Here is a 21,476-nt window from a genome sequence, read left to right as displayed (position 1 = left end):
CGCTGCGGCAACCCGAAGCGCAAGGACTTGACAGTACTGCTCGAAGCGGGAATCCGTGAAGACATCGTCGATGAGGACCGACACGCCGGTCTCCAGTGCTTCGGTGCGGGGCCCCTGTCCCTGACGCTGGGCCAGGCCGGCGATCAGACCGTGCAGTAGCTCAAAATCGTGCGCGTGATCTCCGCCGGTAATGGCCAAATGTAGAAGCAGCACACTCAACGCCCAACACGCGGTACTACCCTGTTCCTTCACCGGTTACGGAGACGACAGCGCCTCTATGGCCCTCCAGGACAGTTGCCTCCACATCATCCAGGAGAGGAATCCCATGACTGAACGGGCCAAGTTCCATCTCCCCGGCATTTCCGCCCTGGCCCCAGTAGAGAATCCAGAGGTGAAGAAGGGAAACGTCGCCTGTTTCCAGCAGGTACCGGGCCTCCTGCCGGGAACGCTGCTACTCCTGTTCAGAACCTAGAAACGGCCGCACTGGCGATCTGGTGCGCCATCACAAACGATCAGGATGATGATTATTTTTCATGAGCTTTGTCCCGTAGCAAGGCCCAGCACTCCCGAGGTGCAGAACTGCCGGCAATGGTGCGGTCGTGCCTTTCGCGCTGTGGGGGGCAGATAGCCTGAGGAACGTAGGTGTCCCAAGGCGGACGACAATCACCGCGCAGGAAATCATCCAGCACGTTCGCCTTACAACGAGTAGTCCGGTAGTGGTTGGAGTACAGACGGATTCGGACGTTCCGTGCAGACGAGTTCCGAAAATGACAGCGAGTCATCACATTCACGCAACCAACGCCCCTGGGCAATGAACCTGGACAGCGGCGCGGTCGGATCATCGCGCCCGCGCCAGTCTTCTATGTCTATGCGGTCCGCCGGCCGCAGTCAGCGTCCGACGAAGATCTCGTATGAGTCGAAGTCGACAAGTCGCCTGGTACTTGTGATCGTGTCTTGAATCCAGAACAGTCCAAGGGCGGGAAGGGCTTCGTCCACGAGGCCCCGGTGGTGAACCCTTTGACCTTGTCTCGCCTCAACCAGATCGCCGATGGATAGATGGCTGAGGTCGTAGGACCGAAATTTGTGTGCATGTGGCGGGGTGGCCGTGTCAGTGTCGTGGCGGGTTCCCCGTCTGGGTTGCACATCGGTGCCGGTTTTGCTTTCCGTGGCCGGGGCGTTGGCGTGGGGGACCACATGACGATTGAGGCGCTTTTTCATGTTCTTTTTTCCAAGTAATTGTTCCAAGGGCGGGGGAGACGAGACGCCAGTGGGCCACGGAGTCCATAGCCCACTGGGTTTCTGTGTGACGAAAATCCGCACCTACTTGCCGGTGCGGATCAGCTTTCGGTTGACGAATTCGTCCATGCCGTATTTGCCAAGTTCGCGGCCGACGCCAGAGCGTTTGATGCCCCCAAAAGGCAGTTCGGCTGCGGTGCCGGGGGCTTCGTTGATGTAGACCATGCCGGTGTCCAGTCGCTCCGCGATCTCTTGCGCCTTGGCGCCGTTAGTGGACTGGATGACGGCACCGAGGCCGTATACGGAATTATTGGCCAGTTCTACAGCCTCATCTTCGGACGCCACGCGGTACAGGACAGCAACCGGGCCGAAGAGCTCCTCGGAGAAGGCACGCATGTCCTCGGTGACGCCTGCAAGGACCGTCGGCTGGAACCACGCGCCGGGCTGTTCCAATCGGTTGCCGCCGGTGAGCACGGTAGCCCCCTTGGCGACAGCGTCGTCCACCTGTGCAGCGATGCCGTCCCGCGCAGCGGCAGAGGACAACGGGCCCATGAACGTGTCAGCCTCAGTGGGGTCGCCTACCTTGACAGAGGAAACGGCGGTGAGGAACTTCTCGACGAATTGGTCGTAGACGGCGTCCGCGATGATGATGCGCTTGGCAGCATTGCAGGCTTGGCCGGTGTTGCCGAAGCGGCCGAACAGGGCGTGTGTTGCCGCTTGGTCGACGTCAGCGGAGTCAAGCACCAGGAAAGGGTCTGAGCCGCCGAGTTCCAGCACGACCTTCTTGAGGTTGCGGCCGGCAATTTCGGCAACGGCGGATCCTGCCCGCTCGGACCCCGTGAGTGAAACGCCCTGTACACGGGGATCGGCAATGATGTCAGCGATTTGTTCGTTGGTAGCGAAGACGTTGACGTAGGCACCTTTGGGAGCGCCGGCGTCCAGGAAGATCTGTTCCATGGCCAGGGCAGACTCCGGGCACTGCGGGGCGTGCTTGAGCAGGATCGTGTTGCCGTTCATCAGGTTGGGAGCGGCGAAGCGCGCCACCTGGTAATACGGAAAGTTCCAAGGCATGATGCCCAGGAGCACACCCAGACCTTCCTTGCGGACGATCGCCCTGCCGCCGGCTGCAACCTCAAGCTCCTCATCTTCCAGATAGGAGGGGCCGTTGTCGGCGTAGTAACGATAGATTGAGGCGACGGTGTCCACTTCAAGTTGCGCTTGGAAGATGGGCTTGCCCATTTCCCGGGTGACGATAGCGGCAAGCTCATTACGGCGCTCGGCGTAAAGCTCGGCGACACGTCCCAGAAGTTTTACGCGCTCGGTCAGCGTCGATTTGTTCCACTCCTTGAAGGCTGAGTGGGCGCTGGCTACTGCGGATTGGATTTCTGCGTCAGTGGCTGTGGCGTATTCCTTGACGGATTCACCGGTTGCCGGGTTGGTGACTGCATAGAGGCTCATGCTGTTCTCCTTCTAAGGTCCTGATCGCTCAGGGGAGGGCGATCTGCGGGTCGGTGATGACGTGAATGATGGCTGGGATGCGCTGGTTCTGTACGGCCTTAAGCGCGCGTTCGACGGCAATAGGTGCGTCGTCGTCGCTGGTGACGGTTTCGCCATGGCCCCCGAAGGCGCGGGCGAAGGCGGCGAAGTCGGGATTCTTCAGCTGGGTGCCGCTGACCCTGCCCGGGAAGTGGTGTTCCTGGTGGTCACGAATGGTGCCGTATTGGCCGTTGTCCATCACGATGACGAGCATTGCAGCCCCGTGCTGGACTGCTGTGGCAAACTCCTGGCCGTTCATCAGGAACTCACCGTCGCCTGCGATGGCGACCGCCAGTCGTTCCGGGCTCTCCAGGGAGGCCGCAACGGCTGCCGGGACGCTGTAGCCCATGGAGCCGTTGCGCATGCTCAGCTGGGACGGGAACACATTGGTGGGCAGGTACCGCTGGGCCCAGGCACAGTGGTTTCCGGCGCCGAAGCTGTAGACGGCGTCCTCGGGCAGGCGCTGGACCAGCTCGGAAACAACGGCGCTCATGTGGCCGGTTCCTTCGCGGGTGAGGGGGAGCGTAACCAGGTCCGGCAGCGCACTGAATGCGGCCTGAGCGGCGCGTCCGGCGGCACGCCAGGCGTCCCACTCTGCGGACTTGCCCAATTGGATGTCCTTGATGGCGTCGGCGAAGGCGACCGGGCTGGCAACGATGTGCGCGGTAACCGCGCCGGTGCGTCCGCGTAGGGAAGTGTCAATGTTCACGAGGATGTTGGTGGCATCCTTGGACTGGCGCAGGGTGTAGCCGTCCGTGGGTACGTCCGTGGGGAGGGCGCCAATGGCCAGCAGTACGTCGGCTTCGGCGAAGATCCGTGCCGTGTCTTGAGTGCGGCCGTAGCCCAGAGCACCGGCGTAAACCTCGGAGTTGAAGGGTATGCGGTCTGACGCGCGCCAGTCCTGGACCACCGGAATACCGTTCGCTTCAGCGAACGCGGTTACGGCAGCAGCGGCTTCGGCGGTCCAGCGCTGGCCACCCACGAAGATGGCGGGCTTCTTGGCGGTGGTAAGGGCCGCTGTGACCAGTTCCTGTTCCTTGGGGGAGACTGCGCCTTCGGCAACGGTGATTACTGGGTGGAGTTCGCCGGTGAACTCGTGGGTGATGACGTCTTCCGGCAGGCCGACGATGACCGGGCCCGGGCGGCCCGACTTGGCGGCGAAGAATGCTTCGGCCACAACTTCGGATGCACGGGAGGCTTCATCCAGCACAAATACGCGCTTGGCCTGGGTGCCGAACCAGGCGTTGGGGTCGAACTCCTGGAAGGATTCGCGCTGGCGGTCGGTGACCGGGATCAGGCCGACGAACAGGACCATCGGAGTGGCGTCCTGCCATGCCGCGTGGATAGCAACGTAAGCGTTGGCTGCACCGGGTCCGCGGGTCACCATGGCAACACCGGGCTCGCCGGTGAACTTGCCGTGGGCTTCAGCCATGTAGGCGGCGCCGCCTTCCTGGCGGCAGACGATGGTCCCGATCTCTGCTCCGTGGAGTCCGTCGAGGACGGCCAGGTAGCTTTCGCCCGGGACGGCGAAGACGCGGCTGACGCCGTGCAGGGCCAAAGACTCGACAATCGCCTGGCCGGCGTGCGTTTTCTTCTTCAAGGTGGTGCTCCTAAAACTTGTGTTGGGCCCTGCCATCGGGGGTGTGATCTGGTGCTGGCCGAGTGGCTGCCAGATGGGTGGTGTTCCCTCAAGTATTGGTAGTGACGTTCATGCTGTCTAATACTTGTAAAGTTGAAAGTTCATGCTGTGAAGGCATGCACTTGAGCAGTGGATTGCTCTAGAGGCTTCCGTGGGCCAGCTGTCCGCCCACCACGGTTGCGGTGACGTGGACGTCGCGGATGGCTTCTGCCGGAACGTCGTAAAGGTCCTCGGACAGTGCCACAAAATCCGCCAGCATGCCGTGCGTCAGCGATCCCTTGTAGCGATCCTCGTGGGCAGCGTAGGCGCTGCCTACCGTGTAGGCCCGTACTGCCTGGGCGACACTGATGCGTTCCTCGGGGACGAAGTCAACCCCGGAGGAGGTTTTGCGGTTAACCAGATCATGGATGTTCAGGAGGGGATCTGCGGAGACTACCGGCGCGTCAGTGCTCGCCGGAATTTCAATTCCGGCATCGAGCAGGCCTTTGACCCGGTAGGAGAGCCTCGTCCGTTCCGGCCCAAGGGCCCGGGCGGCACCATCTCCGAGTTCATTGACGAAGCGGCCCTGCGGAACGGGAATGAGGCCCAAAGAAGCCAGGCGCCGGATCTGCTCATTGCTGGCGACGTTGACATGCTCGATCCGGTGGCGGGCGTCCGGGCGGGGATGGAGCTGCTGGGCCTCCTCGAAGATATCCATTACCACGTCCAGTGCGGCGTCTCCGATTGCGTGGGCGGCGACCTGCCAGCCGGCATGATGGGCTCCCAGGATCCGACGCCGAAGGTCCTCTGCCGGGAACTGGAGAAGGCCGCGATTCTCGTTCCCCTCCTCCGCGTCAGCTTGGTAGTTGCAGCACATAAACGCGCTGCGGCCGATGAGGGAGCCGTCAGAAAGGATTTTGGCCGGGCCGAGCCTCAGCCACTCGTCGCCGAAGCCCGTCCTCATGCCTAGGTCAAGACCGAGTCGAGAAATAGCGCTGACGCCGTTCTTACCCTCGAAATCATCACCCAGGCTGTGGAGCGTGGTGAGGTATGGCATAACCGTGGCACGGACGCCCAGCAGACCGGCGTCGCGCGCGGCCTGGTAGCCGGCGATGTCGGACAATGAGTGGCCGATGTGTTGAGGGGCCCCCAGGCCGGGCTCGGTGATGCTGGTGATTCCCAGATTCAGCAATGCAGCGCTGCCTGCGCCCACCATGTCGGCGACGTCCTGCACGGACGGTCCGGGGATTGCGTCCATGACCAGCGCCCGCGCTGTCTCCTGGAGAAGGCCGACGGCCCTGCCCCCGGCGTCCACCGAAACCGCCCCTCCGTCGGGTGCCCTGACGTTCAGACGGCCCGGGTAGCCGGCGCGCTCAAAGGCCGCCGTGTTTGCTACGCCCATGTGCCGTGAGTTGTGCATCAGCCACACGGGGTGTCCGTGACTGATGGCGTCGAGTTGCTCGGCAGTTGGGTGTTGGTTGCCAAGGTAATTCTGGTCGTAGCCGGAGCCCTGGACCCAGGTCCCGGACGGCGCTGACGCGCACGCGCGTTCTACTGTGTCCAGGAGTTCGGCCATGGTGGCGCAGACGGCGGGCCGCAGGTCAGCCTGGAGGAGCGCTTGGCCTACATAGCTCAGGTGGCAGTGCGCATCGTTAAAGCCCGGGACGACGGCGGCGCCACGCAGGTCGTGTACGTGGCGGAAGAAGGACGGCGGCAGTTCGTCATCAAGACTGACGATGCGGCCGCCGTGGACCCCCACGCTGTGGGCCAGCGGTCGTCGGGCGTCTTGGGTGCGGAACGAGCCGTTGGTGTACAGCGCGTCGAAAAGCATGCACTTCTCCCGATTCTATGGCTGTGTCATTGACGTAAGCTCCAGTATCGGAACAGCCCCTTCATGCTGTCCAATACCTAATGGATTTCACTTCAATGCCTGATCGGCATAGGGGCGGGAAGTTAGTCCCTTATCAGGGCTCCCCGTTCGTTCAGGAATCCCCGCAGCCGAGTAGCTACCGCGCGGATGGTGTCCTCAGCGAAGTGCCCCGGGATCCATGCGGTGTGCAGTGGAAGGCGGAGGGCATGGCGGTGCTGTCCATGGCTGGCTGCGAGGATACGGATGGGATGTGTTCCATAGGCCGGGAGGTCAGTCGTGACGCCGACTCCGTGCCCGGCCGCTGCCAATGCCATGATGGTCTGGCCGTCGTCGCACTCTGAAACCCGTCGGAAGCTCAAGCGATCCTGGTTGAGGGCGTCATCGAGGATGTAGCGGCTTACACTGCGATGTGAGGGCAGGATGGCGTGCTGGTCGCATAGCTCACTCAGCGGGAGTTCGGTAACTCCGGCCTGGGCCCATTGGTGGTCCGCGGCGACGTACGCGGTCAGCGGGATGCTGCCTAGCGGCATGGTGGCCAGTCCCGGTTCCGGCGCGGCGGGGGAGACTGCAAAGTCGCTGCCGTGAAGGAGCGCCTCTGCGATGGCGAAGTGGCTTGTCTCGCGCGTGATGATCAGCGGATCCTCAGGGCCGGTAGTGGCGATGTAGGGCGCCAGGAAGCCGCGGACGGACGCGGCGGTCGCGGCAGCTACGAGTGTAGCCACCCGCCCTGCCCGCAAAGCATTGGCCGCATCCTCGAGGCTTTTGGTTTCCAGCATAAGGCGGCGGGCGGCGGGTACGAGGGCACGGCCTGCGGGCGTGAGCGCCAGCTTGTTTCCCTGCGCCTCAAACAGTTTGAGCTTGAGCTCATTCTCAAGCGTTTTAATTTGGCGGCTCAGGGCCGGCTGGGCAATGTGGATCTGCTCCGCGGCTGCCGTGACCGTGCCTGCGTCCACAACGGCAAGGAAATACTGCAGGCGGCGAAGGTTCATGAGCCCATGATGCCCTTTGGGCATGCTTGAGCGCAATAAGGGGTATTGGCAGGTATGTAGTAGCTCACAGTACGGTGATGCTCTCACAATCGACATTCAGCTATCCCTGAGAGACCTACCATGACTATCCCCACTTCGCGTTCCACCGCCCCCGCGGCGACCCGGTCAGGCCCCTCGAGCCCCGGAAAGGTCGTTGCCGCTGCTTTTATTGGCACCGCACTGGAGTGGTACGACTTCTTCCTGTTCGGCACCACGGCCGCTATCGTCTTCGCCCCGCTGTTCTTTCCCAGCAGCGATCCCGTCGCCTCCACCGTCTCGGCTTTCCTAAGCTTCAGCGCAGCCTTCGTTGCCCGGCCAATCGGCGCAATCATCTTCGGCCACGTCGGTGACAAGTATGGCCGGCGAGGCGCTCTCGTTGCCACCGTGATGCTGATGGGCGCGGCTTCCACCCTCATGGGCCTCTTGCCCACCTATGAGACGGCCGGCGTTGTTGCTCCCATCCTGCTGACACTTCTGCGCGCGGTCCAGGGTGTTGCAACCGGCGGTGAGTGGGGTGGGGCCACCCTGATGGCCATCGAATACGCCCCCGCCAAACGCCGCGGCCTTTATGCCGCACTGGTGCAGCTCGGTTCACCGGTGGGTACGCTGCTCTCCACCGGTGCGATCACCCTGGTTGCCCTGTTGCCCAGGGAAGACTTTATGGCCTGGGGCTGGCGCGTGCCGTTCATTGCCTCCATTGTCTTGGTCGGTGTGGCACTGTGGCTCCGCTGGAACGTGGAGGAAACCCCCGAATTCCAGGACCTCAAGGCAAGCGAGGGAACCAAGAAGGCTCCGGTCATCGAACTGTTTCGCAAATTCAAGGGGCGTCTGGCGATCGGAGTCTGCACCTACCTGGTGGGCAATGCCGGCTTCTTCATCCTGACCACGTTCATGATCAGCTATGTCACCCGTGTACTCGGCCTGCCGTCCTCGGTAATCCTTACTGCGATGACCATCGGTGCCGTCGCCCAGATGGTGATGACCGTCGTGGCAGGACGCCTCGCGGACCGGTTCGGGGCAGCGCGTGTGGGCATCATTGGCTACTCGATTTTCCTGTCCCTGGCGTTCCCGATTTTTGGGCTCGTGGATACTAAAGACCCGGGTCTGATCATCGTGGCCATGGTGCTGGCGTTCGGCCCCTGCGCCATCACCTACGCCATCATCGGCGCCCTGATCGACAGGCTTTTCCCCGCAGAGGTCAAGTACACGGGCATGGGTCTCTCGGCCAACCTTTCTGCAGTAATAGCCGGGTTTATGCCTGCGCTGGCAACGGTCTTCCTGTCCTTGTCCGGGAATGCTTCCTGGGGGCCGGCCACGCTCCTGGTGGTCATCGGCCTGATATCGCTCGGCGGCGCTGTCGTGACGTCCAGAGTTCCCCTGAGCGGTAAGTAGCCACGGGCCGGATGCAGGCTCGAGCAAGCACCTCCGCGGTTTGAACTGCCCAGTTCGGCTGCGGGGGTGCTTGCGTCTGACATATATGTCACTAAAGGTTGCTTGCCGCGCGTTCAGGGCTCTTGCCTGTAGCGGATGACGCCGCCGGTGACCGTCATGCGGACCTTGGTTTCCCTGACTTCGGCCGGGTCCGCCGAGAAGATATTCGTGTCCAGTGCGACAAAGTCCGCCAGCATCCCCGGGACCAGCCTGCCCTTGGAGTCCTCCTCACCGGAAGCGTAGGAAGGGCCCACGCAGTAGCCATGGAGCGCCTCAGCCAAGGTGATCCGCTCTTGCGGTTCCCAGCCGCCGTCAGGCCTACCCTCCCGGGTTGTCCTCGTCATAGCGGCATGGAGGCCGTGGAACGGATTGGGAAGTTCCACAGGGGAGTCGGAGCCGAAGGCGACGGTTGCTCCGGCACCCAGCAGGCTGCGCCATGCGTAAGAGGCCAGGTTGCGGCCCTGCACCATGCCCAGGATGGGAAGGTCGCTGGGGCAGTGCTGTGGCTGCATGGACGCTACAACGCCCAGAACTGCCAGGCGCTGAACATCCGCGGGCTGCAGGAACTGGACGTGTTCAATGCGGTGCCGCAGATTGTGTCGGGCGGTGAGGTCCTGAATCCGGGAGAGTGCGTTGAGCACCAGATGGTTGGCGCGGTCTCCGATGGCGTGGACAGCAACGGCAATTCCCGCCGTGGCGGCGCTCGTTGCCAGCGCCACCAGCTCGGGGAAGGCCGTGACCTCCATGCCATGGCCGGTGCCGCCCGGAAAGGGCTCGCTCATGTGGCAAGTGTGGGAGCCTGCCGCCCCGTCCGCGAAAATCTTCACGGCCCCGTGGCGGATCCAGCTGTCACCCTGACCTGTGCGGAGCCCTGCCCGGATGGAGTCCTGCAGGTCGTCCTGGGCAAGCAGTTTGTGTACGCGCAGGGCCAGCGCTCCTTCGTCGCGGAGCTGCGAGTAGGCCGCCAGTGCATCGGCTCCATCAATGTCATGGACGCCCGTCAGGCCCAATGACAGCAGGTACTGCTGCGTTTCCCGCAGTTGTTCCGTGAGATTGCCCGAGACTCCGGAAGCCGCAAGTCTGCGGACCGGGTACACCGCGCTTTCCCGCAGGAGTCCGGTTGCCTCCCCGTCAGTATCCCGGACGATTTCACCGCCGGCAGGATCCGGAGTCATCCGGTCAATTCCTAGCGCCCGCAAAGCCTGGCTGTTGGCCCACACGGTATGGCCGTCGGCGCTGGTCAGCGCCACGGGGTTCCTTGGTGCTACGGCATCCAGCCCGGCGTGGTCCGGCTGGACGGGGTGCTTCCATCTGTTGAAGTCCCACCATCCGCCGAAGATCCATTCGCCCTCCCGGTAGCGCGGCAGTACTGCGCGGACCCCGGCCAGCGCTTCTTCCAGGCTCTCGGCCCGCCGAAGGTCAACCTCCTGCCGGGAACGGGCCAAGCTGGCCGTGTGGATATGGGCATCCGTGAGCCCGGGAATGACCACAGAGCCTTCAAGATCCACAACTCTCGTCCCGGCCGGGGCGTGAGCGTGAAGTTCCGGGCCCGATCCTGCCGCCGCAATGATGCCCTGGTCCACCAGGAGAGCAGCGGCCCGCGGCTGATGAGGGTTGAGAGTGTGGAAGACACCGTTGGTAAAGAGGGTGGGAGTCACGGACTCAGGGTAAGCGCCTTGAATTGGGAATGCAGTCTCGCTCCGCAACAAGTAAGTCATATACCGTCCCCGTGGTCACGAAAAGGTAACTGCGGGACGGCTTTCCCACGACAGTGCGTCCCTAAAGTGGCGGAATCACTGAGCCAGACCCGCGAATATGCCGAATAGGTATAGAGGGTTTGCAAAATGAGTCTTAGACGTTCTGGGATGTGCCTTCGCATACTCGATCAGCAGGTGTTTTGCGTGACTCACGCCACACCGCCTCGTGCACCCGTATCGGACCAAAACAGAGGACCATTCGTGAAACAGAATTCCCAGTCAACGGCAGACAACGTCGCCCGCCGTGGCGGCAGGATCGTCCCGCTGGCCGCCGCAGTCGCGGTCATCGCCGTAGCTACCGGCTGCACTACCGGAGGCACGGGCTCGGCGCCCGCTGCAGCCGGGCAGGTTTCCACCGACACCATCCGGACTGTCGTCAACGCAGACCCCACAAGCTTCGCACCGGTTGAAGTGCGTAACGCCGACGACTACACCTTCAACCGGTTCTTGTTTTCAACGCTGGTGCGCCGTGACGAGAACAATAAAATCGTTTCGGACCTTGCCAGCAAATGGGACATCACTCCCACGCAGGGCACCTTCACTATCCGGGACGGCGCCACCTGTTCGGACGGCACGCCCATCACGGCCAGCGTGGTCGCCGAATCCCTCAAGGTCTTTGCCTCACCGGACAGCAAGTCCAGCTTCCGCACCCTCGTTTTGGGTGACGGTCCCGCCACCGTCACCGCCGACGACGCCGCCAGCACAGTCACGGTTAAGCTTGCCCAGCCCTGGACCGACCTCCTGCAGGGCATGAGCCTGCACGCCACCGGCATTGTCTGCCCCGCCGGCCTCAAAGACCCCAAGGCCCTGACGGCAGGTGATGTCCCCGGTGCGTTCTCCGGCCCGTACACGCTTACCAAGAAGCAGCACGGCGTTAGCTACACCTTCACGCTGCGGGAGGACTACAAGACCTGGCCGGCCTATGAATCCAAGATCGAGGGCACGCCAGCCAAAACCATTGAGGCCAGCGTCAACGCCAACGCCAGCGCCGTATCCAACGAACTCCTGACCGGAACCCGCGACATCGCCAATATCCGCGGCAAGGACACTTCGCGCTTCGACGGCAACAAGGACTTCACCACGCAGGTCATCCCGCAGGGCAGCCTCTACATAATGTTCAATGAACGTCCCGGCCACCCCTTCACCGACGCTGCCCTCCGAAAGGCCGTTGCACAGGCCCTGGATGCCAAGGCATTCAACCAGGCCGCCTCCGGCGGGCTGGGAGAAATCTACTCCTCGTTCGCCCACCCGGGCGTGCCCTGCTCCAGCAAGGACACCGGCATGCTCATCAAGCCAGACCCCTCAGCAGCTGCGAAGACCCTCGCCGGGGTGAAGATCCGCATGGTCGGAGCACAGGTGTTCGGGCCCAACGGTGCGGCCAACACCTACGTTGCCGAAGCCCTCCGCGCAGCCGGCGCTGACATTGAGCTGCGGAACGTGGACCTCGCCACCTGGAGCACCGACTTGACCCAGAACATCGACAGCTGGGACGTCACCGTTATGGGCGGCATCAACGCCGGCGGCACCATGTACGGGGCGCTCTCCCCGGTCATTGGCACCCCCGTTGAAAAGGGCGGACTCAACTGGGGCGGCCTGGAGAACCAGCCTGTCCTGGACATCGTGGCCAAGGCCATGACTCAAACCGATGATACCCAGCGCTGCACCACCTATAAGGACGCGCAGAAGATCATGATCCAGGAAGCCCACGTGGTGCCCTTGTCTTCCCTTCCCTCCCAGGTGACCATCCGGTCCGGCTTCGCCATGCACACCTTCAATGGCCAGCCGGACGAGAGCACCATGCGGATCACGAAGTAGCGAAGAAACCAACCATGACTTCTTCGATTGTTGTTGAGGCTTCCCGCACTCCCGGCGTTGGTGCCGGGAGTGCGGGGGGCCGGTTTATCCGCCACCCGTGGGTGGGGTTTGTGTTGCGCCGGCTTGGCGGGCTGGTGCTCTCCTTTGTGGTGCTGACCGTCGTGACGTTCCTGATCGTGCCCTTGATTCCGGGGGATCCTGCGGTGATCGCGGCCGGCGACGGGGCAAGCCCTGCCCAGGTTGCGAGCGTTAGGGCGGAGTTGGGTTTGGATTTGCCGGTGCTGACGCAGTTTGTAAATTATGTGTCCGGTGTTCTTCGCCTGGACATGGGCAACTCTTTTGTCAGTGGCGAGAGCGTTTCCACTCTGATCTTTACGCGCTTTCCGTTCACAGCGGAGATCGCTCTGCTGGCCATCGTGCTGGTGCTGCTGCTCTCCGTGCCGCTGGGCATGATCGTGGCGATCCTTACCCGCGGTGGCCGGAACAAGTGGCTGGACAACATCTTCAACTTCCTGACCAGCCTGATCTACTCAGTCCCGCAGTATGTAGTAGCGACGTTGCTCGTGGTGGTATTTGCCGTGACGCTGCGCTGGTTTCCGGCGGCGGGTGCTACGACCCTGAGCTCGCTGGTGCTTCCCACCGCTGCCCTGATGCTGGGGCCCGTCTGTGTGATCTCCCGGATCGTGCGGCGGGAAACGGCCGTGGTCCTGAACAAGGACTACATTCGCACGGCCCGCGGCTGGCGGCTGGGCGCGCTGCGAACCAACCTGCGCTACGTCCTGCCGAACCTGGTCACCACGACGTTGACACTCTCGGGGCTCATCCTGGCCGCGCAGCTGGGCGGCGCGGTAGTCATCGAGACCGTCTTCGCCTGGCCCGGCTTGGGCCAGGGGATCGTGAACGCTATTTTGCAGCGTGACTACCCGGTTATCAGGGGCATCATCTTGATTCTGGGCCTGCTCGCGACCCTCATCATCACCATGGTGGACCTGATCCTGGCCATCATCGATCCCCGCAACCTCGGAGGAACCTCAAGTGACGTCTAGGTTTAGGAGCAAGGAGTTCTGGACTCCTGCCATGATCACCGGTGGCGGTCTGCTGATGGCGCTGATCCTCATCGCCATCATCGCCCCGTCGACCATGAAGCAGGCGGCTGAACAGCTGACCCCCCATGCCGCCCTGGGGCCCAGCGCCGAGCATTGGCTGGGCACCGATGATTTCGGCCGGGACCTGCTCGCCCGCGCCCTGGTGGCGACCCGGCTGACGCTGCTGATGACTGCCGGTGCGGCCGCAATCTCGGTGGTGTCCGGTGTGGTAATCGGCTTGGCCATCTGGCTTTCGGGCCGGCGGGTCCGCGAGATTGCGCTGCGCATCCTGGAAACCGCCGTCGCGTACCCGTCCCTGATCTTCGCCCTCGTGATCGCCGCCGTCCTGGAACCCGGCGTTTCCTCAGCTGTCATCGCGATCGGAATTGCCGGGATCCCCGGCTTCGCTCGGATCACCGCCAACCTGGCGTCCGCCGTGTCCAGCAGCGACTATGTGGTCACCGCACGCCTGCTGGGCGTCAGCCCGGTACGGATCGCGGCCCGGCACATGCTGCCGAACATGGCCGAGCCGCTGTTGATCCTCTCCGCCACAGTCTTCGCGCTGTCCCTCGTGGAGATCTCCGCGCTGTCCTTCATTGGCTTGGGCGTCCAGTCCCCTGAATATGACTTCGGCCGGCTCCTCAACGACAGCCTCGGCGCCCTTTACACTCAGCCGGTCGAAGCGGTGGGCCCCTCGGTGATGATTGCCCTGACAGGCCTGTCGGTCATGCTGATCGGGGACGCCCTGGCAGCACACGCGGACCCGCGCGCCAAGCGCAGCTTCTTCCGGCGAGTCCTGGACCGGAACCGGACCGTGCCCCTCGCGGAGAGTGACACTGCACTGGTGCGGGTTAAAAACCTGCGGGTGAGCATCCCGGGCCGGCAGGAGCTGGTCAAGGGCGTGTCGTTCTCGATCAATCCAGGCGAGGTTGTTGCCTTGGTAGGCGAGTCCGGATCCGGTAAGTCCCTGACCGCAATGGCCGTGGCGGGCTTGCCGTCCGAGGACTTGGCCGTGGACGCGGACCTGCTGCGGGTTGGGGATATGAACATGCTCGCCGCCCCGGACCAGTCCCGACTGGCCAAAGAGATCAGCATCGTGTACCAGGACCCCGGAACCACGTTCAATCCTTCCCTGCGGATGGGCTCCCAACTGACCGAAGTACTCCGGACCCACCTGGGCATGGGCCGGGCCGAGGCACGCGAAGTCATCGTCAATGCCCTGGCCAGCGTAAACATCACCCAGCCCGCGCACCGGCTCAGGCAGCACCCGCACGAGCTCTCCGGCGGAATGCGGCAGCGGGCCATGATCGCCGCCTCGATCGTCACCTCACCCAAACTCATCGTCGCCGACGAACCTACGACGGCGCTGGACGTCACCGTCCAGGCCGAAGTCCTGCGCCAGTTCCGCCGCATCCACCGGGAACAAGGCACCGCGATGCTGTTCATCTCCCACGACCTCGCCGTAGTGGAGGCCCTGTGCGACACCATCCTCGTCATGAAATCCGGCGAAATCGTTGAGCGGCTTACCGCCGCTGAACTTGCCGCCCGGAAGGTAACCCACTCCTACACCAAAGCACTGCTCGCCGCGATCCCTACCCTGGAACTCGGCTCGGCCCCCGCTACCTCAGGAGCTCCAACGTCATGAACGCCAACGCACAGATACCTCCGGCAGTCCTGGGCCCGCAGCCGGCGGGCCTGGGGCGCCGGGCAGCACTCGCCGCCGGAAAAGCCGAGGGTCCCGCTGCCCCACACGCTGCCTCAGTCACCAACCTCAATGTTCGCTTCGGCGCCGCCCACGTCCTGAAGGACGTCATCATGGCAGTGCCCGCCGGCACCGTGGTGGGGCTCGTCGGCGAGTCCGGATCCGGGAAGTCGACCCTCGGCAAGACCCTGGTCGGGATCAACAAACCCGCCAGCGGCGAGATCACCATCGGCGGAGAGGACTTCACCCGTATGCACGGAAAGCGCCGTCGGCAGATGCGCCGCGAAGTCCAGTACATCCCGCAGGACCCCTACTCCTCGCTCAGCCCCCGCCGCACCACCGGGCAAACCTTGGCCGAGGCGCTGGACCCCCACGGAGCCAACCCCATGGAGCACCGGGAGGTCATCGCGGCGGCCTTGGAACGGGTCAAGTTGGATCCATCGGCCGCGGAGAAATACCCGCACGAGTTCTCCGGCGGGCAGCGGCAGCGGATCGCGATCGCCCGGGCTCTCATGCTCGAACCGAGGCTGGTGATCGCGGACGAAATCACCTCCGCCTTGGACGTTTCCGTGCAGGCTGACATCATCCGGCTCCTCCAAGGCATGCGCGGGAAGGTGGACAGCGCCATGCTGTTCATCTCCCACAACCTCGCCGTTGTCCAGCAGGTCTGTGACGAAGTCATGGTCATGTACCAGGGCCGCATCGTCGAACAAGGCCTTATCGAATCCGTCTACCGGAACCCCCAGCACGACTACACCAAAAAACTCCTCGCCTCAGTCCCCGGCTCACCCGCCTTCACCCTCGACTAAAGGTCATCAGAATGCAGTCCCGACGCCGACGGAGCATGCATCACCGGGTTTGCGCCGTCGCTATTCGCTGACGGACTCCATAGCTACGCAGCGATTCAGGATAAATGGACGCCAATGTTTATGCCTAACCGGTATGAGGATCGTGCGATATTGGTCGTGGACGGCAAGTCGCGCAGCTCACATACTCGAATGAGCTAGACCACGTGTTTGTGGCTAGCAGCCTATTCGAAGGGAACACTCCGTGTCGGCCGCAAAAATTCTTGAAGACGCACGCGAACTCCATGGCGACATCGTCCAGCTGCGCCATGACCTCCACCGCCATCCCGAGCTCGGACTGGAACTGCCCCGCACCCAGGAGAAGGTCCTGGGTGCGCTGTCCGACCTGCCACTGGAAATAACCCTTGGAAAAGGGCTTACCTCGGTAGGGGCGGTCCTGCGCGGCACGGCACCTGACAAGTCAGCAAACAAAAGCCGACCCACTGTCCTGCTCCGTGCGGACATGGACGCGTTGCCGCTCCAGGAAGAAACCGGGGTCGAATACACCTCGGCCGTGGCTAACCGTATGCACGCCTGCGGCCACGACCTGCACACTTCGATGCTTGTCGGAGCGGCGCGCCTGCTTTCTGAGCGGCGCCATCAGCTCGCCGGCGACGTCGTCCTGATGTTCCAGCCTGCTGAGGAACAGCTGGCGGGCGCGCCCATGATGATCGAAGAAGGCATCCTGGAGCTTTCCGGCCGACGGGCAGACGCAGCCTACGGACTCCACGTTTTCAGCGCCGGCGGTAATACCGGACGGTTTGAAACGAAGCCCGGTGTCATGATGTCCGCCGCGGATGCCTTGTTCGTCAAGGTCATTGGCCGTGGCGGCCACGGATCCGCACCACACCAAGCCAAGGACCCGGTTCCCGTCATGGCGGAAATGATCCTCGGCCTCCAGCACATGGTGACGCGGCAGTTCAACGCCCACGACCCCGTGGTTATCTCGGTGGGAATGGTCAAAGCAGGTGAAGCGGTCAACGTTATCCCCGACACCGCGGAATTCGGTGCGAGCCTGCGGATGTACTCGGCTGAGGCGCGGACCAGGATGCAGTCGGCCATTCCGCGGCTGCTCGAAGGAATCGCGTCAGCCCACGGCCTGGACGTCGACGTCAACTACCACGTCGGCGGGCAGGTGACCGTGACTGATGAAGCGCAAACCGCCTTTGCCGTCGACCAAATTACTGGGCTCTTCGGCTCCGAACGCCATCACCGCCTCGCCGCACCCCTGGGCGGATCCGAAGACTTTGCCGACGTCCTCGCCAAAGTTCCAGGCAGCTTTATCTGCTTGGACGCCACGCCCATTGGTGGGGGAGCCGACACCGCGTTCAACCATTCACCCCGCGCCACATTCGACGACAGTGTCCTGGTTGACGGGACTGCACTCTACACCCAGCTTGCCGTGGCCCGCCTCGCCCAGCTTGCCGTCTGACCATCCCCCCACCCACAGCTCTTCCACTCAAGGAAATCCAGTGATCCACAAACCAGCTCCCGGCGCCCCAGCAGCGGCTGCCGAAATTGCCGCACCTGTGGCGCCAAACAAAGCTACAAAAGCCCAGCGCCAGACCCTGTTCGCCACCGGACTGGGCAACGCCCTTGAATGGTACGACTGGGGCATCTACTCCGCATTCGCCATTTACTTCGCCACCGAGGTCTTCAACCCCAAGGACCCCCTGGCAGCGCTGCTGGGAGCCATGGCTGTCTTCGCGGTCGGCTTCATCGCGCGGCCCCTCGGCGGCTTCGTATTCGGATGGCTGGCAGACCACATGGGTCGGCGTGCCTCCATGATCTCCACAGTGGGGCTGGCATCGTTTGGGTCGCTGATGATCGCCTTGGTACCCACCTACAATGCAGCCGGCGCCTGGGCCGCCGTTGTCCTCCTCACCGCACGCCTGCTCCAAGGCCTGGCACACGGGGGCGAGATGCCCTCGGCGCAGACGTATATCTCCGAGGCCGCCCCTGCAGCCCGCCGCGGACTCTGGTCCTCCCTGATTTACGTCTCAGGCACTTCCGGTGTGGTTATCGGGCTGCTCTTCGGCTATTTCCTCAACCTGGTCCTGAGCAAGCAGGACATGCAGGCCTGGGGCTGGCGTATTCCGTTTATCATCGGCGCAGTGCTGGGGCTCTATACCCTCATCGCACGTTCACGGATGAAAGAGACGGAAGCCTTTATGGAGGTCAAGGCCAGTGTCCGCGAACCGGTCTGGCCCGAAATTCGCAGGAACTGGCGCTCGGCGCTGCGGGTGATCGGCCTCGGAGTCGGTGCCACCGTGTGCTACTACGTCTGGTCTGTCAGTGCAGTCCAGCAGGCCGTCCTCATCCACAAGATGGACCAGGGCACCGCACTGCTTGCCAGCGTCCTGAGCAACGTCGTCCTGATCATCTCGCTACCCTTCTGGGGCAAGTTCTCGGACCGCTTCGGCCGCCGCGCAAACATGCTCATCGGCACTGGCGTCCCGATCGTGCTGTTCCCGCTGCTGGTCAACACCATCGGCCAGAGCTTCTGGTCCCTCTTCCTCCCGGCAACCCTCATCCTTGTGTTCATGGGAGCCGTACTGTCCATCTCTCCCGCCGTCTTCGCCGAGATGTTCCCGACCCGCATCCGAACCGTGGGTGTGGCTGTTCCGTACGCTGTCGCCGTCGCAATCTTCGGCGGGACCGCGCCCTACCTACAGAGCTGGACGAATGCTACCTTCGGTCCCGCAGCGTTCACCGTCTACGTTGTAGCCCTCCTGGCCATCTCCACTCTGGTGGCTTGGAAGCTGCCCGAAACCAAGGGCAAGGACCTGACGAAGTAGTACCGCCAGCCGTAAACACTTTCAGGAGGATTCGATTGCTTATCGACGCCATATTCACCAACGCACGCATCCGAACACTGGATCCGGCGCGTCCTGCCGCCAGCCGGATAGGCGTCACACACGGGCGGATCGTCGGGCTGGATTCCGATCTCGACGGCGTGACCGCCCGCCGGACTATTGACCTTCAGGGGGCTCCTGTCCTGCCGGGATTCCATGACGCCCACAACCACCTGTCGTTTACGGGAGCCCGCCTTGCCTCACTCGACCTGAGGCACGGCGTCATTCAATCAACGGACGCCCTTTACGCGGCCGTAGCCCGGAAGGCGGCGGAGCTTCCCGCTGACGGGTGGGTGCGCGGTTCCGGTTATGACCAGAACTTTCTGGGCGGGCACCCGACCGCCGAGCGACTCGATGCCGCAGCCGGGGGACGTCCCGTGATCCTCGAACACGTCAGCGGGCACATGATCACCGTGAGCACCCGGGCTTTTGAGCTCGCGGGCTATCCAGGCCGTCACGGTGTTCCGGATTTCGACGGCGGATTTGTGGCTCGGGCTGCGGACGGACGGGCGGAGGGGCTGCTGCAGGAAAGGGCAATGTCTTTCATCTATGAACTGGTTCGCCCCATGGGACTGGACGAAGTGCAGCGCAACCTCGCCCTGGCGGGGGAGCAGGCGCTGCGGTACGGGCTCACGTCCATAACGGAGCCCGGCATTGGTGCCTACAAAATGGTCGGGAATTCGCCGGTGGATTTCCACTCCTACCAGCAGGCAGTGGAAAACGGGGTGCTTTCCACGCGCGTAACCCTGATGCCGTACTGCACCACCCTGCACGACGTTGAGGGCTTCAAGGACGGGGGCTGGTTCGGCCTGGATCTCGGGATCCGTACAGGCTTGGGCAACGACCGGCTGCAGATTGGGCCTGTGAAGATCGTTTCCGACGGTTCGTTTATCGGCCGTTCCGCGGCCATGCACCACTGCTATCACGGCGAGCCGGACAACCACGGAGTCCTGCTATTCGACCCGGCCGAGCTGCAGGCCATGATCATCGGAGCTCACGAGGCGGGCTGGACTGTGGCAACCCACGCGATCGGTGACGCCGCCATCGACCACGTGATGGACGCCGTCGAGAAGGCCCAGCGGAATCACCCCCGGCCCGAAGCGCGGCACCGAATTGAACATTTTGCTCTTGCCACCGACGCCCAGATCACGCGTGCCGCCGCGCTTGGGCTCACGGCTGTTCCGCAGGGAGTCTTCATCTCGGACTTCGGCGACGGCATGATAGCTGCGGTTGAACCGGAGCTGGCACCGCTGATCTACCGCATGAAGTCACTCCTGAAGGCCGGCATGGTTCTTCCCGGCTCCTCGGATTCACCGGTCTCGGACGGGAATCCGCTGGTGTCCCTTCACGACATGGTGAACCGGCGGACTAGCTCCGGGACCCTGCTGGGGCCTGACGAGCGGCTCACCGTGGAAGAAGCCGTGCGGGCGTACACCTTTGGTTCGGCGTACGCAGTAGGCCAGGAACGGGACAAAGGCCAGTTGCGCGTAGGGCAGCTGGCAGATTTTGTGGCTCTTTCCGACGATCTCTTCGCCATCCCCGAAGAGACCATTCGAAACGTGACGGTCGGAGCCACCGTGATCGGCGGGGAAGTGGTGTTCAATGACGGGGTCCTCGGCGATGGAGAGTCAAGGATGGAGACCGCGTCGATCCTTGCCGGCTAGTTCAGACACGCGCGGCTTCCCGATGGACCGCCACATTCCATTTCGGAGGCCAACCTGGTCCGTGGCTCCCTTGGGGCTCGAGTGGAACACTGGCAATCATGCACAGCATCGAGCTGCCGGCGAGTTCGATCGCCGGCACATCCGGAAATAGAGTCAGCTGAAAGCGGCGGCGCCGATGTGGTCGGTTACCCGCGAGGTCGGCATATTCATTGAGAGGGATGACATTGGAGTGGAACATTGACGAAATCGCTTGTTGGGTGGCGGCGGGATGTCCACGCCCATCCGAAACTCGGTTTCCAGGAGAAGCGCACTTTCGAATCTAGTGGCAAGCCTTTTAAAGAATTTCGGGTCTTGCGGTTTACCGACCAACTGCCACGAGCGCCGTGGCCATCCTAAGCGGCGCCTGCCGCGGCCGAAAAGTCGTCCTCCGGGCAGAAATGGATGCCCTTTCGGGCAAGAACAGACGGGTGAGTCGTTCGTATCGCAGACCCCAGGGGTGATGGGTGTGCTCGCAGAGCTCTCGCCAGGGGCGTCTTTCCAGCCTGGCGATCCCGGGTCGGTCGGCCGATTTGCTGGTGCTCCGCCGTGGCTGGCGCTAAGAGCAATGCCGCCAGACGCCTGGTCTGGCGGCATTTCTACAAATGTGGACTGGGTTCATGTAGGGGAGGACCGCTGCGGTCGCTACTTCCCCGAGTTGCCGCCGTCGTTCGTGTGGCTGATGGAGGCGACGGCGCCGGTCGGCTCGTTGAGCAGGACCTTGTCGTTGCGTTGGTGGGGGAAGTTAAACATGGCATTCACGGAGCCGGCGGTGGCGTCGGCGGATGAATCGCCGATCCGGCCGGTGCGCCAGTTGTCCTCGATGAAGCGCAGGATGGAGGCCTGGTCGGTCTGGGTGTGGTCCACGAAGTTCTTCTTCGCGTAGGGGGAGATGATCACGAGTGGCTGGCGTACTATATGCCGGCCCGGGCGGGTCAGTCCCGGTGGGCCCGGGTGACGAAGTGGTCAACCCGGTGGTCAGGATACCTTTCCGCCCG

The 21,476-nt window shown here is 63.2% G+C and carries 15 protein-coding genes; 9 read left to right on the top strand and 6 right to left on the bottom strand.

Annotated features, from left to right (window positions below):
• Positions 1-27: 27 nt before the first annotated feature.
• Entirely contained in the window at positions 28-159 is a 132-nt protein-coding gene (locus J7I92_RS24270) for a hypothetical protein (protein WP_285290148.1), read from the top strand.
• 1,161 nt (positions 160-1,320) lie between these two features.
• Here J7I92_RS24270 and J7I92_RS22300 read toward each other — a convergent pair.
• From J7I92_RS22300 to J7I92_RS22285, 4 genes are all read right to left on the bottom strand, one after another.
• Positions 1,321-2,694, bottom strand: coding sequence for an NAD-dependent succinate-semialdehyde dehydrogenase (locus J7I92_RS22300; protein ID WP_214844043.1), 1,374 nt, complete (start codon positions 2,692-2,694; stop codon positions 1,321-1,323).
• Positions 2,695-2,722: 28 nt separating this feature from the next.
• Positions 2,723-4,372 carry a thiamine pyrophosphate-dependent enzyme gene (locus tag J7I92_RS22295; protein WP_251040326.1) on the bottom strand — a complete coding sequence of 550 codons (1,650 nt, stop codon included), beginning with the start codon at positions 4,370-4,372 and terminating at the stop codon, positions 2,723-2,725.
• Between the two features lie 178 nt (positions 4,373-4,550).
• Positions 4,551-6,221: an amidohydrolase gene (locus J7I92_RS22290; RefSeq protein WP_214844040.1), complete on the bottom strand. Its 1,671-nt coding sequence runs from the start codon at positions 6,219-6,221 to the stop codon at positions 4,551-4,553.
• A 122-nt stretch (positions 6,222-6,343) separates the two neighbouring features.
• Positions 6,344-7,249 (bottom strand): LysR family transcriptional regulator, encoded by a 906-nt coding sequence (locus J7I92_RS22285; RefSeq protein WP_214844039.1) that lies wholly within the window; start codon positions 7,247-7,249, stop codon positions 6,344-6,346.
• A 120-nt stretch (positions 7,250-7,369) separates the two neighbouring features.
• On the opposite strand from J7I92_RS22285, the gene J7I92_RS22280 reads away from it, so the two are divergent.
• A complete protein-coding gene (locus J7I92_RS22280; protein ID WP_214844038.1) occupies positions 7,370-8,680 on the top strand; it encodes an MFS transporter in 1,311 nt (436 codons plus the stop codon).
• A gap of 113 nt (positions 8,681-8,793) precedes the next feature.
• Here J7I92_RS22280 and J7I92_RS22275 read toward each other — a convergent pair whose 3' ends face one another.
• Positions 8,794-10,377 (bottom strand): amidohydrolase, encoded by a 1,584-nt coding sequence (locus J7I92_RS22275; RefSeq protein ID WP_214844037.1) that lies wholly within the window; start codon positions 10,375-10,377, stop codon positions 8,794-8,796.
• Between the two features lie 300 nt (positions 10,378-10,677).
• On the opposite strand from J7I92_RS22275, the gene J7I92_RS22270 reads away from it, so the two are divergent.
• From J7I92_RS22270 to J7I92_RS22240, 7 genes are all read left to right on the top strand, one after another.
• A complete protein-coding gene (locus J7I92_RS22270) occupies positions 10,678-12,291 on the top strand; it encodes an ABC transporter substrate-binding protein (RefSeq protein ID WP_214844036.1) in 1,614 nt (537 codons plus the stop codon).
• 14 nt (positions 12,292-12,305) lie between these two features.
• Positions 12,306-13,337: an ABC transporter permease gene (locus tag J7I92_RS22265; RefSeq protein WP_214844035.1), complete on the top strand. Its 1,032-nt coding sequence runs from the start codon at positions 12,306-12,308 to the stop codon at positions 13,335-13,337.
• A complete protein-coding gene (locus tag J7I92_RS22260; protein WP_311380463.1) occupies positions 13,327-15,021 on the top strand; it encodes a dipeptide/oligopeptide/nickel ABC transporter permease/ATP-binding protein in 1,695 nt (564 codons plus the stop codon). Before J7I92_RS22265 ends, J7I92_RS22260 begins: the two co-directional genes overlap by 11 nt.
• A complete protein-coding gene (locus J7I92_RS22255; protein WP_214844034.1) occupies positions 15,018-15,887 on the top strand; it encodes an ABC transporter ATP-binding protein in 870 nt (289 codons plus the stop codon). The genes J7I92_RS22260 and J7I92_RS22255 overlap by 4 nt, the downstream gene beginning before the upstream one ends.
• A 241-nt stretch (positions 15,888-16,128) precedes the next feature.
• Positions 16,129-17,355: a M20 family metallopeptidase gene (locus J7I92_RS22250; RefSeq protein ID WP_311380462.1), complete on the top strand. Its 1,227-nt coding sequence runs from the start codon at positions 16,129-16,131 to the stop codon at positions 17,353-17,355.
• Positions 17,356-17,395: 40 nt separating this feature from the next.
• Positions 17,396-18,721 carry an MFS transporter gene (locus tag J7I92_RS22245; RefSeq protein ID WP_311380461.1) on the top strand — a complete coding sequence of 442 codons (1,326 nt, stop codon included), beginning with the start codon at positions 17,396-17,398 and terminating at the stop codon, positions 18,719-18,721.
• Between the two features lie 35 nt (positions 18,722-18,756).
• Positions 18,757-20,442 (top strand): amidohydrolase, encoded by a 1,686-nt coding sequence (locus tag J7I92_RS22240; protein WP_214844033.1) that lies wholly within the window; start codon positions 18,757-18,759, stop codon positions 20,440-20,442.
• Positions 20,443-21,123: 681 nt separating this feature from the next.
• Here the strand turns inward: J7I92_RS22240 and J7I92_RS22235 are convergent.
• Positions 21,124-21,396, bottom strand: a complete 273-nt coding sequence (locus J7I92_RS22235) for an alkaline phosphatase family protein (RefSeq protein WP_311380464.1) — start codon at positions 21,394-21,396, stop codon at positions 21,124-21,126.
• Positions 21,397-21,476: the final 80 nt, after the last annotated feature.

Source organism: Arthrobacter sp. ISL-72, assembly GCF_018613755.1.
Lineage (GTDB): Bacteria > Actinomycetota > Actinomycetes > Actinomycetales > Micrococcaceae > Arthrobacter.
This window is presented reverse-complemented; position numbering and strand designations above follow the sequence as displayed.